1 protein-coding gene is annotated in these 20276 nt (G+C 63.3%); it reads right to left on the bottom strand.

Going from position 1 to position 20276, the window contains the following annotated elements; all coding sequences use genetic code 11:
* Positions 1-20 precede the first annotated feature (20 nt).
* Positions 21-20189 (bottom strand): leukotoxin LktA family filamentous adhesin, encoded by a 20169-nt coding sequence (locus ACVOLS_RS01345; RefSeq protein WP_481544138.1) that lies wholly within the window; start codon positions 20187-20189, stop codon positions 21-23.
* Positions 20190-20276 lie beyond the last annotated feature (87 nt).

The following is a 20276-nucleotide window of genomic DNA, read 5'->3' as shown; positions in this document are numbered from 1 at the left end:
CATCTTATTCCCGTGTTTCATTAATTGGGTGCCCCAAGGTTGACCGCGCCGGCTTCGGACTTCACCAGGTCACCGCTCAGATCCAGCTCCAGGCGCAGTTCCGGCGACTGGTCTTCATAAGCCGGATCAAGCTGCAACAGGCGGCCCATGTAACGCACTGCGGCCTCGCCCAGATAGTTCATATCGCTAAGGGCATGCTGGTTGTTGTAGTTCGGGCTGGTGATGCGGTAGCCATCGTTGAAGCGCACCGCATAGGCATCGGTATTGATGTACACGCCATCTGCCGACAAGCGGAAGCTGCGGCCAGGCTGGGTCAGCTGTACGTCAGACGGGCGCAGCTGTGGGCTGGCGTTGTCCATCAACACATGCATCTGCGGCGTTTGCAGCTTCATGATGTGTTCGACGTAGCCACTACCGATATCGACCTTGCCTGCACTGGAAGCCAGTTCGGCATCCACTGCGCGGAGCTGGTCGATCAACCAGGCATCACGCGGATCCACTTCCAAGGTGATCTTGCGTGCCACACCGTTGTGATAACCGGTGAGCGTGGTGGTCAGCGGCCCAGTGCCCGTTGATGCCTGCGCTACGTTGGCATCAATCGTATCGGCAGCCAGGTTCAGACGGGTATCGATCATGCCTTGCGACAACACCAGGTGATCGCGCGCAGCCAGGCTGGCCGAAGCCGCTGTCAACGAACCACCGCTGAGCGAGCCACCCTTTGCATCCATGCTGGCTGTGGTACCGGCAGCGATGCGATCGAAGTGGATGCTGCCACCGGAAATAATGGACTGCATACCACCACTGCGGGCGTCGCCAATTGTCACATCGCCGCCGGCCACCAGTGCTGCGCCCTGCCCTGCCTGATAGCTGCCCCAGGTCTGCGTGGTGCCGCTGTTGCCGACGATATCTTTACCCGCGATTGCCTTGTCGATGTCGATTGCTTCCGCTGCGTTGACCTGCAACGTGCCGCCAGCGACAGCACTTTCGCCGATGACCTCGCTGCCACGCGAGGTGAGGCTCAGGTCGTTGTCCGCCTGCACGGCACTGAACGTCAGTGCGCCATCCGATGCGAGGCTGACATTACAACCGGCCAGCAGCGAGCCAATCGCGATCATGCCACCGGCGTCACCAGTGAAGTTGCAACCTGCGGTGATCTCCCTCGCCTTCAGGTCGGTGTCGGCCTGCCACATACCATCGGTACCGATGTGCGCAGTACCGACGTCAATCGCCTTGCCGGCGCGCAGGTTCATCGCGGTACCGGTGGAAGCCGTACCCAAGGTGATGTTGTTACCCGCCGTGGCCGACAGATCACCTTGACCGTCGAAGGTGGTCACCGTGGTGCTGCCACCACTGCTCAGGGTGCTGTTGCCGGTCACGGTCAGGGTGGTGGCGGTCAGGTCGGTGCCGGCATTCACTGCCAGCGCCTGACCCACCACTGCCGTGCCCAGCACCACGTTCGACCGGCCGTCCACCGTGGCATTGCCGTTGACGTTGGCATTGGCGATGGACAGCGTGTCCACCGCATCTACCACCAGATCGCCGCCTGCGTTGAGCTGCTGCACATCCAGCGTGCTGCCCGAGGACAGCGTCAGGGTGCTGCCACTGGTTAGCGTACGTGCGGCCAGCGCCGCACCCGAGGTCACGTCCAGCGTGCCCTGTGCCGACAAGCTGCCGATGCTACTGCCATCAGTACTGGTCAGCGTGGCGTTGCCGCCTACGGTGCCTTGGTTCAGTGCCAGCGCAGCACCCGCCGTCAGATCGGCGTTGCCGGTCACCTCCATCGTGGTGACGGTCATGTCGTTGCCGCTGCCCAGCACGGCATTGCCGCCCACATCCAGCGCATCCAGCGTCATCGTCGTGCCAGCGCTTGCAGCGGCATCGCCGATCACCGCCAGCGAACCGAGCGTACTGCTGCCGATACTGGCCAGCATGGCGTTGCCGCCCACGCTGCCGTCATCCAGTCGCAGATTGCCGCCGGCCGTGGCCGACAGATCAGCTTCACCGTCGAAGGTGGTCACCGTGGTGTTGCCACCACTGCTCAGGGTGCTGTTGCCGGTCACGGTCAGGGTGGTGGCGGTCAGGTCGGTGCCGGCATTTACTGCCAGCGCCTTGCCAATAGCCGCCGTGCCCAGCACCACGTTCGACCGGCCGTCCACCGTGGCATTGCCGTTGACGTTGGCATTGGCGATGGACAGCGTGTCCGCCGCATCTACCACCAGCTCACCGTCTGCGATGAGCTGCTGCACATCCAGCGTGCTGCCCGAGGACAGCACCATGCTGCTGCCACTGCTGAGCGTGCCTGCGGCCAGCGCCGCACCCGACGTCACGTCCAGCGTGCCCTGTGCCGACAGGCTGCCGATGCTGCTGCCATCAGTGCTGGCCAGCGTGGCGTTGCCGCCTACGCTGCCGTCATCCAGTCGCAGATTGCCGCCGGCCGTGGCCGACAGATCACCTTGACCATCGAAGGTGGTCACTGTGGTGTTGCCAGCACTGATCAATGTGCTGTTGCCGGTCACGGTCAGGGTGATGGCAGTCAGGTCGGTGCCGGCATTCACTGCCAGCGCCTGACCCACCACTGCCGTGCCCAGCACCACGTTCGACCGGCCGTCCACCGTGGCATTGCCACTGACGTTGGCATTGGCGATGGACAGCGTGTCCACCGCATCTGCCACCAGGTCGCCGCCCGCGGTGAGCTGCTGCACATCCAGCGTGCTGCCCGAGGACAGCACCATGCTGCTGCCACTGCTGACCGTGCCTGCGGCCAGCGCCGCACCCGAGGTCACGTCCAGCGTGCCCTGTGCCGACAGGCTGCCGATGCTGCTGCCATCGGTGCTGACCAGCGTGGCGTTGCCACCTACGGTGCCCTGGCTCAGTGCCAGCGCAGCACCCGCCGTCAGATCGGCATTGCCGGTCACCTCCATCGTGGTGACGGTCATGTCGTTGCCACTGCGCAGCACGGCATTGCCGCCCACCTCCAGCGCATCCAGCGTCATCGTCGTGCCAGCGCTTGCTGCGGCATCGCCGATCACCGCCAGCGAACCGAGCGTACTGCTGCCGGTACTGGCCAGCGTGGCGTTGCCACCTACGGTGCCCTGACTCAGTGCCAGCGCAGCACCCGCCGTCAGATCGGCATTGCCGGCCACCTCCATCGTGGTGACGGTCATGTCGTTGCCGCTGCCCAGCACGGCATTGCCGCCCACCTCCAGCGCATCCAGCGTCATCGTCGTGCCAGCGCTTGCTGCGGCATCGCCGATCACCGCCAGCGAACCGAGCGTGCTGCTGCCGGTACTGGCCAGCGTGGCGTTGCCGCCTACGGTGCCGTCATCCAGTCGCAGATTGCCGCCGGCCGTGGCCGACAGATCACCCTGACCATCGAAGGTGGTCACTGTGGTGTTGCCAGCACTGATCAATGTGCTGTTGCCGGTCACGGTCAGGGTGGTGGCGGTCAGGTCGGTGCCGGCATTTACTGCCAGCGCCTCGCCGATAGCCGCCGTGCCCAGCACCACGTCCGACTGGCCGTCCACCGTGGCATTGCCGTTGACGTTGGCATTGGCGATGGACAGCGTGTCCACCGCATCTACCACCAGGTCGCCGCCCGCGTTGAGCTGCTGCACATCCAGCGTGCTGCCCGAGGACAGCACCATGCTGCTGCCACTGCTGAGCGTACGTGCGGCCAGCGCCGCACCCGACGTCACGTCCAGCGTGCCCTGTGCCGACAGGCTGCCGATGCTGCTGCCATCAGTACTGGTCAGCGTGGCGTTGCCGCCTACGGTGCCGTCGTCCAGTCGCAGATTGCCGCCCGCTGTGGCCGACAGATCAGCTTCACCGTCGAAGGTGGTCACCGTGGTGTTGCCAGCACTGATCAATGTGCTGTTGCCGGTCACGGTCAGGGTGGTGGCGGTCAGGTCGGTGCCGGCATTTACTGCCAGCGCCTCGCCGATAGCCGCCGTGCCCAGCACCACGTCCGACTGGCCGTCCACCGTGGCATTGCCGTTGACGTTGGCATTGGCGATGGACAGCGTGTCCACCGCATCTACCACCAGGTCGCCGCCCGCGTTGAGCTGCTGCACATCCAGCGTGCTGCCTGAGGACAGCGTCAGGGTGCTGCCACTGCTGAGCGTACGTGCGGCCAGCGCCGCACCCGAGGTCACGTCCAGCGTGCCCTGTGCCGACAGACTGCCGATGCTACTGCCATCGGTACTGGCCAGCGTGGCGTTGCCGCCTACGGTGCCTTGGCTCAGTGCCAGCGCAGCACCCGCCGTCAGATCGGCATTGCCGGTCACCTCCATCGTGGTGACGGTCATGTCGTTGCCGCTGCCCAGCACGGCATTGCCGCCCACCTCCAGCGCATCCAGCGTCATCGTCGTGCCAGCGCTTGCTGCGGCATTGCCGATCACCGCCAGCGAACCGAGCGTGCTACTGCCGGTACTGGCCAGCGTGGCGTTGCCGCCTACGGTGCCCTCATCCAGTCGCAGATTGCCGCCGGCTGTGGCCGACAGATCAGCTTCACCGTCGAAGGTAGTCACCGTGGTGTTGCCACCAGTGATCAGGGTGCTGTTGCCGGTCACGGTCAGGGTGGTGGCGGTCAGGTCGGTGCCGGCATTTACTGCCAGCGCCTTGCCAATAGCCGCCGAGCCCAGCAGCACATCCGACTGGCTGTCCACCGTGGCATTGCCACTGACGCTGGCATTGGCGATGGACAGCGTGTCCACCGCATCTACCACCAGGTCGCCGCCCGCGTTGAGCTGCTGCACATCCAGCGTGCTGCCCGAGGACAGCGTCAGGGTGCTGCCACTGCTGAGCGTACCTGCGGCCAGCGCCGCACCCGAGGTCACGTCCAGCGTGCCCTGTGCCGACAGGCTGCCGATGCTGCTGCCATCAGTACTGGTCAGCGTAGCGTTGCCACCTACGGTGCCCTGGCTCAGTGCCAGCGCAGCACCCGCCGTCAGATCGGCGTTGCCGGTCACCTCCATCGTGGTGACGGTCATGTCGTTGCCGCTGGTGACGACTGCATTGTTGGCTGCGGTCAACTGGTTGAGAACCACTTGACCCACTCCGCTCACATTGACATTCGCAGCCTGGACCACACCACTGCCAGTGATGTCGGTGCCGCTGATCACCACGTCCTGTGCGGCGATGGCGTTGCCTAGCAACAGGCTGTCAGCTGCCTGCAACCTGATGCCGCCGGTCGCCGCATTGACCGCCGTCACCGTGCCGCCGTCCGGCAGCAACAGGTGGATATCACCGGTATGCGCGAGCGCCTCCAGCGTGCCGCCGGAGCTGCTCAGTGCCCGCGTATCCGTGCCGATTCCGGTACCCGCTGTGAGCGCCACGTTCACTGCCTTGCCTGCCAGCAGGTTGAGGACAGCATCGCCATTGCCGGTAATGCTACCGCCGGCGTCCAGCACCAACGTACCGCCTGCAGCACTGCCTGGAACGGCCAGGTGCCCAAGCACCATGTCACCGGTAACGGTGGCATTCAATGCCTGCTGCGCCTCGATGGCCGAACCGGCCCCCATTGCCATGCCAGCAGCATCCACCAACACCGAATCCGAACTCACCAGACCGCCATCGGTGATGCTGACCGTACCCAAGCGTGCGTACAGATTGGCTGCGCCCACCACATCAACATCCGTCAACGCCAAGCCGCGCCCGCTGGTGACAATCAGATCACCAGCGGAAGTGAGTCTGTCCGCAGCGAAGTCGTCCATGGACAGCAGGGTCATGTCATCGCCCGAGTCCGCGCCGCCAATCGACAGGCCGCCGCCAGCGCTGGCCGTCAGGCGGTTGCCTGCCGACAACACCGCTGCCGTCAGTTTCGATGCGGTGCTGATGAGCATGTCGCGGCCGCTGGTGAGCGTACCGATCGTCAGCGGGCTGTCCGGGCTGCCGATGGTGATATCGCCACCGGCCGAGCCATTCAACCGACCCGACGCACCGATGCGCATGTTCAGCGCTCCACCGGCCGGGCCACCGACGTCATCAAGGACGCTGAAGCTCAGGCTGTTGGCTTCCAACGAGATGCCCGGCAGCACACTGCGCAGGCTGCCATTGGGTACATCCAGCACCATGGTGCTGCCTGCGTACAGGTGGCCGAAGCGCAGGTCACCGGCCGTCTGGCGCAGCCCCATCTTGCCGCCGGCCGAAGCGGAGCTCACCTCGCCATCCACCTTCACGTCGAGCAGGTTCTGGCCGGTGCCACCGATGTTGCTGCCGATGTCACCGCTCACGGAAAGTACCAGGTCACCGCGCGTACTGATGGCCGGCCCGACCAGGCCAGCGGCCTCGCTCAGATTTCCATTCACAGCCAGCCGCAGGTTACCCAGGTTGTCGGCGCTGTTGCCAATGGTGATGCCTGCCACGCTGAGATCCTGCGTGGATTGCAGGTAGCTCGACCCATTGGCATTGATCGTCAGGTTGCCGGTCGCCGCCAAGTAGAGCGGCGACGTACGGCGGATCCGCACGGTATGGATGTCCGACGCGGTGTATTCGCCCGGCGCTGCGTTCTTCAGCAGATCGAACGGCACCACGTTACCGCTTGCATCCAACAGCTCCACGTCGCCCGGGGCACCGGCCAACAGCAGGGCCCGCACCGCCTCAAGGTTGTTGCCGATACTGCCATCCAGGAACGCAGCGAACGGCACGTCCAGATCCGGCGCAAGACGGCCCACACCATCACGTGCGATGAGGGAAACATTCACACCAGATACGGTGGGTACTACCTTGCCAACCGACGGACGCGAGGGCTCAAGCGTTGCGGCATTGAACGTGTAGCCCAGCTCGTTGTTGTTCCACACCGCGTTGGCACCGAAGTTGGCTGCCAGCGCCGAGGCCGGATCGAGCTTGAACGAATAGTGGTTCACCGCGCTGCCAAACTCCGGCCGCGCATTCCAACCGGTGCCATAGGCTTGATCGAACCGCGCCGAGATATCCGCGTACAGCTCGGTCAGGTAAGCACCCACATCCGCGCCGCGGCCGGCAGCGATTGCCTGTGCGGCAAATGCCTGCTCGGCAGCGCTATCCGGGACATAGCTCCCACTCACTACCTTGCCGTAACTGATCAGGGCCCAGTACTTGGTGTAGTCACTGGAAATCTGCTGCTCATATGCCGCGATGGATTCCGCAACGCCGGAGCCATCCAGCTTCAGACGCTTCTGGATCGCTTCCAGCTCTTCACCGCTCAGCCCTTCAAATGCCAAGCGGCCACTGGCGTCGACAATCGCACCATTGGGCGCCGACAGCCACACATTGCCGCTAGTCGAGTGTGCGCCGCTGATGGAGAAGTCGCCTGCATCATCACGCAGCACCACGTCGCCCTGCGCCTTGGCGTACACCAGCCCACCAGTGACGCTGTTGTTGCTACCCCGCGTTTCAACGGCATTGAGCACCAGCGGCGCCGCGCTGGTACCAATGCTGCCGTTGGTCGAGGTGCTTTCCAGCCAGATGTTGCGCCCGCCGATGGACGGGGCGTTGCCCAGCGCACCGGTGATGCTGCCGCCGGCCAGCAGCACTACGTCCGCACGCCCCGCAAGGTCGCCACCTGCCGAAATGTGTGCATTCACGTCCGAGTGCACATCCAGGCCAATTCCGCCCCTGTTGGTCAAGGCGCGCAGATTGCCACCGCCAGTCATGACGATATCGATCAGACCGCTGTCGCCGATCTGGCTGCCGAATGCCGATGGCACACGGCCGATGCTGTCTGTTGCTTTGAGCACCAGATCCTTGGAATAGAGCGTGGCCGTTGGGTCGATCTGAGTGATGCTGCCGTTGCGCGCAACCAGGTTGGTCGTACCCGCCTTGTTGTTGATGGTGCCGCCCAGCAGCAGGCTGTCGGCCACACTCACATCAACCTTGCCGCTGCTACCGGTGACGAAGTTGATGGCAATGGGATTGTCGGCACGCACGGTGCCGGTGACCCATACCTTGCCGAAGGTGGGAAATTCGTAGCCGTACCAGGTTTCGTAGCCGTTCTTGTCCTTGCCCTTGATACGGCCAGGATCGACATGCCAGCCGTTGGCAGGTGTTGGGAAGTCAAAGTTGCACTTGCCCTTCTCCACGAAATCACAGCCATAGCCGACCGTCGTCCTTCTCTTTCGGAGCACATCGCCATCCACCTTCCAGGTGAAATCCGTGCCCGTGGCAAGGCTGCCGTTACGGTACTCGCCGTTACTGGTCCAACGCTCGCTGGTCGGAACGCGGATATTCGGATCGTTGGACGACACATAGTCCCAATCACCGGCGATACCGGTACTGAGGTCGACATTGCGCCCGATGTAAGCCGTGCGCGTCCACTGGTATATCTGGTCTTTCTTCGGGCTGTAGGTGCTCGTGTTGCCAATCGTACTGCCGGCATTGAGCGCCGTTTCGTACGTCCAGGCAGTGCAATTGCTGAAGCACTTGCTGTTGTCCACGGCCACCTTGGTGCCATCCGGCCGGGAAACATACCAGGCCACGTATCCATCGGTGCCATTACCGGCGCGCTTGTTCTTGTCGGTTATCTCAACAAAACCATCCTCACCACTGGCCACATTCATGGAGCCAAGCTCCACGTCCACGCCTCCATACAGCGACTGCACCGACACGTTGCCGAAGCCGCTGGTTACCTGGATGGAACCACGGTTGGTGGTACTGACGATCTTTCCGTTCAGGTACACCTTGCCACCGCCTGACGCGTTGACATCATCAACCACGAAGCGACGCGAGCCCGGGTCGTAGAACACCTTGATCAGGTTGGACGCAGCGGACGTCGTTTCAAGATAGCTCGCATCAACCTCCACCCGCCGGCCTTCCGCATTGGCACGGGCAATCAGATCACCCAGTCTGGCGTCATTTTGAATGATGACCGACCAGTCCACGCCAGCACCTGCCTCAATACGGCCGTTGACGTCGATATAGTTGGCGTTGATGCGCACTTCGCGTGCTTTGATGTAGTTGTCCGGGTCCGCCACCGCCGCATCAATGCGGCTCTGGATCTCCGCATAGCTTGCCGAGCCGCCAAGGGTCAGCTTCGGCACCTTCGACACCCACTGCGTGTTGCCCGGGTTGTACGGGAACTTGATGTAGCCGTTGTCGCTGTCGCCAGACTGGTTGTCACCGCATCCCCGTACGTGCGGCAAGCAGGCGCCGAACATGATCACCGCAGTGCCGCCGTGGTCCCGGTCCCACGGAGCTTGCTTGAGCAGCCATTCGTTCAACTGTTCCGTACTGCCCGCGCTGCTGCCATATTCGGCGTTGGCCAGATAGGCCGCCAGCTCATTACCGGAGTAGTCCGAATAGCTGCTCGTACCGGTGGGGATCGGAAACCAAATTCCGCCAATGTTTAGGTACCGATAATCCGGCGCCCACTTCTTCAGCATGTATCCCTGCCACAGCGTCTCCGATGAGAAGTTCGCCATGTTTGCTTTGGGGTTGTTGAAGACATAGTTGCCCTGTGCAGCGTCAATCGTCACCTTGGCTGCGTAGATCGAATCGGAACTGAAAATGGACCCGGTTTTGCTGACCAGCTTGACATCCGCACCCAGCGCATCAATCCGGCCCATCTGGAATATGGACGAACCAAAGGCCATGCGGGAGTCGGTGGTGATGTTGATATGCGGGTTGACGCCAGCCGATGCGCTGCCCTGGGCGCCGGCAAAGCCGGTCTGCGTGCCGGTGAAGTGCACCTTGCCCCCCGCGTAATCCGGAATGGTGATCTTGCTGGTAACCAGGTGGAGGTCGCCGGTGTTGGTGATGTCGATGGACGGCGCCGTCCTGGCCGTCACCTTGCCACTGCCGGTGATGCTGCTGCCATTGAGGAACACGTCGCCACCGGCGACCTTCAGGTCGTCAAGCACCACGACCCGGTCGGAATCGCTCAGCTCAGCGCCCAGGCTCTCATCACCGGTGAGCTCGCGCAGTTCGCCCAGCGTCATGCAGCCATAGCTCACACCATTGACGCCGGTGCAGGTCAAGCTGCCATCTGCATCCTTGCCGAACACCAAATTGCTGAAATTGACGTTCACGTCATCCGCGGCACCGGCCAACGCCGTACCGTTGATCACCACGCTACCGGTCCATGCTCCGCTGGTGTCGGCGTCATTCACAGTGATCGGAATGAAGCCAAGCTGGTAGCCGGTGGCGCGGCCGCTGGCACGGCGTGCAATCTCGGCTCCGTAGGCGCCGATGTACACATCGCCCAATGCCTTCACCTCCGCGCCGGAGGCCAGCGTCGCCGTGTTCGCCACATCTGCGTTCACCCGCGACTTGGCAACCGGCACCGCAACCAGGCCACGTACATAGCCTTCGGCCACGGAGTTGAGCACCAATGCGCTTTCTTCCAGCGTCGCGCCTGCACGGCCTGCGGTGAGGAAGGTGCTCTTGCCGGAGCTGAGCTTGGCGCCCGAACCGATGCTGACATTCTCCCTCACGTCTGCATCGATGCTGGAGCTGGCGTTGCCTACTGCCGCCAGGCCCCAGGTATTGACGATCGCATCGTTGTACAGGTTGCCGTGCACATACGAGCCGACACTTACGTTGTCGGCGGCACTGATGACGGCGTTGGCACCGATGGAGCTGTTGTTGGTGAAGTTGGCATCCATCTTGGCTGACACAGTTGCAGCGCGGATCAAGCCACCGGTTGACAGCTCGGCCTTGTCACTTGCCAGCGCATCGGTTGCGGACAACACCCGCACATTGCCGTTGGACCCACCTCCGGCGCTCGTGCCGGAAATGAGGTTCACCCTGTCGCCAATCCACGCATTGCTGGCGCTGTTGAGCACCGTAGTAACACCACCGGCATCCATACCCAACGCGCCACCGGAGGCCGCGTTGATGGCCGCGCCATCCAGCAGGCTGGCGAAACTGTTGCGGGCCACCACATCGGTGCTGGTCATCGACTGCAGTTTGGAGTCAGCGCCGATGCTGGCATTCACCACACTGCTGTCGACCCGGTTATCCGCAACCGCGCCGCTGGCATTGACCAGGCCCGCACTGCGCGCATCGGACTGCGCCCCGTATTTACTCGTATGCGCCGCATTGACGGACAGCGAATTGGCAACCAGCTTCTTGCTCGTGCCAACCGAGCTGCCGATCAGCGCATCCACCTTCGATTTTCCAAAAGTGAGGGACTTGGAGCCGGCACCGGAGAGCAGACCACCGCTGCCCGCCACCGAATGGGCGAGGTTGGCATCCTCACCCACCGCCGATACCACCACGTCGCCCATCGGCACGTATGCATCTGCCTTGGTTCCGGCATGCGCGCCATTGATGCCGTTGCCCAAGGTAGCTGCGGTCGTGGTGTCCGAGGTGGCTTCCGAAAGCGCCAGGCCAACGGCCAAGCCGCCCACTGCCACGCCGGTAGCGTAGGCATTCTGCGAGGTAACGTGGTTGGCCAGTACCTTGAGGTCACCGCCCCCAACCACCGCGTTGTTGCCAATTCCTGCGGTCACCCTGCCGGTGTTCTTGGCTTGTGCGCTGGCCGCCGTGGCCGCGCCGTAGATGCCACCCGAGCCAGCCTTCGCCTCAGCATGCGCGGTGTCCTTGCCCTGCGCCACCGTGCGGTTGGCGCTGACCAGCACATCACCACTGCCGTTCAACTTGGCACCGGTGCCGATACGCGCACTCACATTGGTGTTGGCTTCCGCATTGGCTACCACCGCGCCCACGGCCACACCGCCTGAAACGGTGGCGCCGGTGCCCGTGGCTACGACCGACGAGGTGGACGATGCATTCACCTGGATACCAGTGGCTTTGCCGGTGACATCCTGGGCGACGGTACGCGCGTCCACGTTGTTGCCGAACTCCGCCACAACCACGCTCGAATCGTCGGCATCCACCACCACCGCCTGCAACGCGACGCCGAAACCAGCCACCGAGCCAAGCCCGGTGGCGACCGCGCCACCGCCGTGCAGGGCGTTGACCGTGATCGAATTGAAGTTGTTGAAAACCGTATTGGAGGCAACCTGTGCCGATACGATGGCATCACGGTTGGCCTTCGCCACCACCGCCCCTACTGCAGCCAAGCCACCCACGCCCGCACCGGTGGCATCGGCCTTGATGGTGTGCGTATCTTCGGCGGAAACAGAAATCCCACCCTTGCCGCTGACCTTCGAAGTCAAATTGCCGGCAAGCGATGCATTCGTCCCTTGACCGAGGTCCGCGATGGAAACTGCGGCACCAATGCCAACCGCGCCACCCGCACCGGCATAGGTGTCCACCACCACGCTGTTGGCGGCCGCGCCGAACGCACCCGAAGTTGCCTTCACGCTGATGTCATTGGCCTTGACGGTATTGGCCGCCAGCGTGGCCTCGGTAATGCCGGCCATGCCGGTGTAGGCCACCGCACCACCCACGCCCACACCCACACCCATGCCGGCAGCACCGGCACGGTTCACCGACACAAGTCGCGTATCGGCGGTCACGTCGATGGCATTGGACTGGATGTTGCCGCCGGTGATCTTCGCACTGACGGTATCGGCCTTGCTGCCGAACGCCGCCAGGCTGCGCTGGGTTGAACTATTGAGGTCTGCCGTCGTAGTGGGATCGAGTACGTCCTTCAGTGATGCATCGCCGGAGACGTCTCCACTCAACTTGCTCTTGCCACTTTCCCCCTGCAGCGCGGTGAACGTGCCGGACATGGAATCGGTCAGGTCCGAGCCAAGCGTGCCCTTGCCCGACAGCAGGATGCCTACCGCACCACCAATGCCCGCCGAACCACCGATACCGGCGGTAGCCGTGGTCATGGCGATATCGCGCTCGGAAAGCGCGTTCACGCCCACCTTGCCACTGCTGGCCAACTGACTGTCGGCAACACTGGCACTCACCTGGCTGCCCAGCAACGCCAGGTTGACGCCTGCACCCACACCTACACCCACGCCACCGACAGCGCCTGCACCGGCCAGCGCGTCCAGCTCCAGCGCTTCCTTGGCATTGACCGTCATGTTCCTGCCGGCCATGTCCGCGCCAACCACGGCTGCCGAGGTATTGCTGGTGATCTGGTGAAGCTGGGCCATACCGGCCACGCCCACACCACCGGCGCCTGCCGCGCTTACCACCAGGCCACTGGCCTTGCTGGCAGAGGCCGCATCCACGGTGATGTCATCTTCGCTGCGCACCTTGGTACTGCGCCCGATCGAACCGACACGCGCCTGTGTGTTGGTATCGACGATGTTGACCACTGCACCCAACGAGGCGGCAGCCCCACCTGCGCCTGCCAGTGCCTCAGCGCGCAAGGTCGCCTCGGCATCATTGTTGGCACGCACATTCACCGCACTGGCCGTGGTGCTTCCGCCCTCGATAACCGCGCCGGTGTTCGCGCCGAACACGTTGACCAGCACAGCGCCCGATGCCGCCGCCGCACCACCTGCCGCAAAGCCGGTGGTATCCAGCGTGACAGCCTGCTGTGCATCGGCAATGACATCCACTCGCTTCACTGCAAGCACGTTGGAGTCGCGGATGGTGGCGTTGGTCTGGGTCTTGAACACATTGGTGTTGACCGCCGCGCTACCACCCACGCCGGTCGCAAGGCCGGCACCCACGGTGATCGCGTTGACATCCACCTTGCTGCGGGCCTCCACGCCCACGCGCTGACTGGCATCACCAAACAGGTGGATATTGGCCACCGGATCGCTGGCCGAATCCTCTGAGCTCCCTGCACCAGTGCCCGCACCACCACCGCCCGCTGTTCCTTCTGCGACTCGATAGGACAGGTCATGGATATTGACGTCAGCGTTCGCGATCTCGGCATTGGTTTGCGAACCGAGCACGTTGGTGGCGCTCATCACGCCACCGGCGGCACTGACGATGTTGACGGCGACCGCAGCACTCACCCCCAGCGTACTGACAGCCTGGTCCGTATCCGCCTTCACGATCACACCGCCGCCGTTCTGGCCCAGCCCCAGTGCCGTGACCTTCGTGCGATCAGCACCGGCTGCAATGGCCGCCGAGCGGATCGCCGCTTCGGTCGTGCCCTGCATCATGTTGACGACCACGCCGATACCCACACCGGCGGTAGCACCGCCTGCCAGCGCACCGGCGAGCACGTCGATCTGCTGCCGCTGGCGCGCACTCACCTCGATGCTGCGCTCGGCGATCACGTCAGCTCCACCATCGACGATGGCCGAGACGGTGCCGCCCATTTTGTTGACGGCGACCGAGCCGGCGCCGCCTACCGAGCCGCCAACACCAACACCTGCAGCAATCGCGCGGATGCGGTTGCCTGTACCGCCGGCAGCGTCACCGGTGACTTCCAGGCTGCGCACATCCAGGTCCAGCAACTTGCCCGAAACCAGCGCCGACGTACTGCCGCCGATATCGTTGTAAGCCACGGCTGCGCCCACGCCGGCGGTGCCGCCCACCGCCGCGCCACCGGCAAGCGAGTCGATGGCGCGTTGGTCATCCGCGCGCACGATCACATCCGCCGCCGAGTTGTTGACCTTTGTATCCACCAGCGACGCCAAGGTGTCGGAGCGGATGATGTTGCCGGTCACACTGCCCGCCACACCTGCAGCACCACCACCCGCTCCGGCCACCGCCGCCGTACGGATCACGCTGCTGTTGTTGGCCAGAATGGCCAGGCGCTTGGCATCGTCCAACGACGCATCACTTACGGTAGCCGAGGTCTTTCCGCCCACGTCATTGATGCTGCTGGCCACGCCAACGCCCACCGAGGAACCCACTGCCAGTGCGCCGCCCAAGGAGTACGAAGCGCCACGCGTATCGGCACTCACCTCCACCTTGCCATCCACACCATTGCCATGGCTGTCGATGTGGTTGAGCGAAGCGGTGGTGGTGTTGCGGATGATGTTGGTCGCGTTGCTTGCCGCAATGGAGGCGGTACCGCCCAACGCACCGCCAATGGCCAGCGTCTTGGTAACGGCATCGGCATCGGCGCTGACCGCCAGCCGGTTGGAAACCGCCAACGCTGCGTTCTCGACCGCAGCCGTGGTGGTATCGGCAATGGTGGCCACGTTGATGGCCGCACCTACCGCCGCCGGCCCGCCGCTACCCGCTATCGCGCCAGAAAGGGTATAGATGCGCGAGTCGTTGTCTGCATCCAACTGCAGCTCCGCTGCCTGTGCCGTACCGCCCTTGATGGACGCCTCGGCGGTATTGCCGATTTCACTCCAGCCCACCGAGCCCTGCACCGAGACATTGCCGGCAAACCCTGCGGCAACCGCGCCGGACAGAATCTTGGCGTTATTGGCCGCAGCCAGCGTGACATCCTGCGTGGCCACCAGTGCCGCATCCTGCGAGGTGGCTTTGGTTTCGTTGCCGATATCGTTGATGGTCAGCGCAGCACCGATGCCAACCTTGGGCCCCAGCGTGGCTGCACCCGCGAACGAGCCGATGAAGGAATCATCACTGGCATCGAGGCGGATGTTCTGTGCGTCAAGCGTTGCGCTGGTGACGCCGGAGGTGTCGTGCCCCACCTGCACCGTGGTCTTGTTTGCGATGGCGTTGTAGGACACGCTGCCCACGCCAGCCACCTTGCCGGTACTGGCACCTATGCCTGCGCTGACCGCAATGATCTGTGCCTTGTCACTGGCCATCAGGCTGACGCCGTCTGCGCCTGCCGCCTTGATCGAGGCGTTGTCCACGCTGACGCCGTGGGTGTTCTTGATGGTGTTATACGCAAAGGCCACGCCGACGTTGTTGTCGCTGACCTGCATCATGCCGGCCACGGCAATGATCGAGCTCTTGGCCGTGCCGTCGCGCCCAATCGTGTCCACCTGCGTATCGCTGGAACTTTCGGTATCGGCATTGGCCTTTACGTCGCTTTCAGCAACCTGGTTACCGCAATAGTCCATGCCGCCGCCGGAGCTGACGCCACCGGCCTTGCAGTCGCCGCCGACACCGCTGACGTCGCTGTCATGGGCTGTGCCTGCGTAAACGTCAAGATTCCCGGCAATATCCACCGTCGCTCCGCCGTCGATACGCGCGGTGGTGGTGTTGGAAACCTGGTTGATCAACACCGAACCGGCAAGACCAATGCCGTTGCTGGCGGTCGATACCCCACCGGCGGCGGCGGCTGCGATGATGCGCGAGGCATCTGCCGCACGCACGCTGACGTTGTCCACCTGGCTGATGGTCCCACCGGTGATAGCCGCCGACGTTGCATCCTTGACCTCTGCATAGGTCACTGCAGCACCAACGCCCGCACGCCCGCCCACATAAAGGGCACCGCCACCGTTGGCAATCTTTGATTCGTTCACCGCCTTCAAGGAAACATCCGCACCGGCGCCCTGCTTGCCGGCAATGCTTCCGCCTTGGAGTACGGCCTCGGTCGTGTTCTCCGACATGCCAACCGTAGCCGAAACGGCAACGGCCGCCGCCTTGGTCTGGTCGCTGGAGGCATTGACTCCCACACCCAAGCCCACATTGACCTGTTCACTCTCATTGCGTGCGGTCACCACCACATCGTTGGCGTTCTCGACAGTGGAGTTGGTGATCCCCGCCCTCGTGGTGTTCTTGATGTCGCCATACGCCACGCCACCGGCGATGGAAGCACTGGACTGCTGCTGGCCCACCACTACCGACAATGCGCCGCTGATGCTTACCAGCAAGGTCTTGTTGAGGGCGAGCACATCCAGCTTCACGCCAGCGCCGGCGTTGTCCTTGATGTTTGCATTGCTGATATCGGCAACGGTCTTCTGGCGCGCACGGTTCACCGTTGCGCTGCCGGAGACAGCAACGCCGAACTTGGGCTGCTCCTCACCGCCAGCCTGGCCACCCTGTTCCGGCTTACCCGAGCCCAGTAGCGATTTGGCTTTGCCGAAGTACGCGGCCAGGCCACTGTCGCCTTCCATGCCGGCCTTGCCGGCCATCGTCTCCAGGCCTGTCACCTTGCTCGATGCCCGCGACTTGAGCCCATCAATGAAGCCCGGATTCTCAGCGCTGCGCTTCTTCGCTGCCTCTTCGCTGTCGCCTTGGTCGTACTTGTTGTCCTTGCTACTGACCACGCTGCCAGCTGCGGCAACGGCACCGGCCAGACCTTCGCTGCTGGCCTTCACCGACAACTCGCCGGTGTTCACCTCGCCCTGTGCACCGCCACTGGTGCCGGTGCTGAAGCCGGCGGGAATCGTACCGATGAATGCGTTGGTATCGGTATTCATATCCTGGTAGGCCACACTCAGGCCCACCGAGATGCTGTTGCTCATGGCCACCGCACCGGCCACCGACCACACGAACAGGTCTTCATCGGCGCCGATACCAACCGAGTTCGCCGTCAATTGCGCCTTGTCGCTCACGCCCGCCAAAGTGTGACTGTCCAGGTCCAGCGCGGACGCCGTACCACTGAGATTGAAACTCCCTCCGTTGCCGCTCTGCAGCGCCAGCGACACCACGGTTTCCTTGTTGGCGGCATTCACCGCAATGTCGCCACCGCCGGCATTGATCTGCACCCCATCGTTGACGATGGCAGCCGCCGTGTTCTCGTAGTCCATATAGCCAACGCTGCCACCCACCGCAGCACCGCCATCCCCAACGTTGCTGCTCTTGATGTTCTTCAGTGCCAGGTCACCGGCCGCGTGCAGCGCGGTTACATCAGTGGTGGCGGAGATATCGGTTGCTGCATCGAAACTTCGCGAACGCGCCCGCTCCGCGTCGGTCTTGTTCTCGCGGTGGTCAAGCCCGTCCAACGCTGCGGTCCACGCCGCGCCGCTGGCATCGCGCGTGGTCAGCTGGGCGCCCGAGGCGACATCGGTGCGGGCACTGTTGCTGGCCTTGAAATAGCTGACCGCACCGCCCAGCGCGAACTTATCAGCCGAGCCACGGGCCGCCGCGTAAGAGGTAAACAGATCCGACGGGTCGGTGATCAGATCCTTGGCGTTGGAAATGGCTTTCTTGAATTCATCGAAGCTGCTGAACATATCGGCCATGCCGGTGAGCTTGCTGAAGTCACGCGGCAGGCTCACATCCGAGGCAAGGCCAATGTGCTGACCGGAAAGCTGCGCACCACTGCCGATGAGCGTCTTCGCATCATGGTCCAGATCCGCAATGGTCACCGCACCGCTCAGGCCAAACTTGGATCCTTCAGCATCCTTGCCCTTGCCTGCGACATTGCTGATGGCATGGTTGCCGATCTGCGCAGCCACCACCTGGCTGTCCACCACCACGTTACCGGCACTGTTCACCACCACGTTGTCGCCAATGCTGGCCGTGGCCGAATGGCTACCACTGACGAAACTGATTGCACCGCCAAGGCGGAACGCCGCCGGCTTGGAGGGCTGTGTGGTGCCACCGCCGGTGCCGCCACCACTATCACCCGACAACGCGCCAAGCGCCGCGGAGAACCCGGAGCCGACCAGCGACTGGGCCATGCCCATGAATCCTTCACCGGCGTCCTCGCTGGCGCCGCCAATGGTCTTTACCTCCTCCTCGAACGGCAGCGGCGGGAGCTTGGGCGAGCCAACCAACGTATCCGTCCGGTTGAGCGAGGTGATGGTGGCGGCCTGCACCGTCACATCACCACTGCTGCCACTGGCGTTGTTGGTGGTTACATCGCGCTCCAGTTTTGCCTCGGCAGCGATGTCCTGCAGGCTGATCGCACCTGCAAGGCCCACGGCGTTGCTTCCATCACCGCGCGAAGTGGCCTTTGTTTCCAGCGACGCCTGATTCACCGCAGACACATTCACCGCGCCAGCGGTGATTACCGAACTGGCGGTAGTTCCCTCGATAACCGCGCGCGTGTTGACGTTGACGTTGCTGATTGCAGCGGTGAACCCGACCGTGGTGTTGTTGACCGCGATCGACTCAGCAGCAATTTTCACTGCCGTTTCTGCATCCGCCTTGACCGAAAGATCGCCACCGGCGCTCACTGCGGCACCCGAGCGGATAAGCGCCTCGGTGGTTGCGTTTATCTGCCCATAGGCCGCGCCAAGGCTGAACAACTGCCGCTTCTGCACCGGCTTGTTGGTAATGGGGTCCTTGATCTCCTGGCCGTTGGCATCAAGTGCCGGGTCGTTGGTTTCATGAACCTCCCCCGCCGCAGAGTTATCAATGATCTGGCGCGTGCTTGCATGCAGGTCGATGGCGTTGCTGGCCTTCAGCTCAGCGGTATTCTTCACTTCCACGCGCGAGGTGGTCGTGGCGTGCAACACCGAAATCTGCTCGCCCAGCACCTTGTCGACACCGAAGTTGAGCAGCGCATCGCCCAGCCCAATCAACGTATCCGTGTTCTTCACGCTGCCGACAAGATCCGCTTCCAACTCGGCCAGCGTGGCCTTGTCCTTGTCGTAGCTCGAATCCACCACAGCCAACGCGGTCAACTCGATATCATCGGCCTGCAACTTGCTGGGCCCACAGCCCGCCTTGACGTCGCAGCCAACCGTCACTGTTGCTTCGGCACTGCGGACACCAAGGCCGGTATCGGAGATCGCCGCGGCACGCAGCTGGATCTTGCCATTGCCATCATCCACCAGCACGATCTTGCTATCGTCACCGCCGGTATTTACTGCGGCGTCATCACGCTGCAGGTTGAACGCGCCATTCAAGGTCTCGTCGGCTGGCACTGCGACCAGGATGGTACCGGTCACATCGATCGCACGGGCCTGCACGCGCACACCGTTGCGGGCATTGACCGTACCCGCGACGCTGACCGCGCCATCAGTACTGATCTGTTCCGGAGTCAAGGTGCCCGCCATCAGGCGGTTCAAGGCACCGCCGCCGGCCAGGATGTCGCCCATGACACTCGCCCTTGGCGTGGCCACGGTCAACGAGCCGACGTTCAACACACCACTATTGCCGACCACCATGCCCATCGGGTCGACGAAGAACACGCGGCCTCCAACCTTGTTGGTGCTTTCCAACACGCTGTTCAAGGTGCCATCGATGTAGATCTTCGAATCCCAGACCAGGTTGACCAGGTTGTTCACCTGCTTGGACGCATCAACACCTGGCAGCACCAGGTTCACCACGTCGTTCTGGGCGACATTGAAATCCCTGAACGAGTTGAAGGCCACCCCGTTCTTTACCGTCGCCGTTGTCACCGTGATGGTGTTGCCGGAACTGCTTACCGTCGTGTCGGTTTTTTTGCCAGCGTCATCGTGTACGGTGATGACGGAATTCGCCGCCATGGTCGAGCCGCCGGGCATCGCCAGCCCCAGCACCGAGCTGATCGCCACCGCCAGGCCTGCCGGACGCAAGCGACTTTCCGTTGCCGACGTGGTCTTCAGGGTCGATGTGGGCTTGGACGGTACGTCAATACGATTCATGGCAGCTCCAGGGTGCGCCGCTGCCAGGCGGCAGCACTCAGATAGGCGGATGCGCGACCGCTGATGCGGCCGCGCATGGATCAACAG

Source organism: Stenotrophomonas sp. STEN038 (assembly GCF_056759895.1).
The sequence above is the reverse complement of the archived record's forward strand: the minus strand, read 5'-3'. Positions and strand labels throughout refer to the sequence as shown.

Excerpts from the sequence above, each read along its gene's own strand:
- ACVOLS_RS01345 (WP_481544138.1), bottom strand. The coding sequence starts at position 20,189 with ATGAATCGTATTGACGTACCGTCCAAGCCCACATCGACCCTGAAGACC.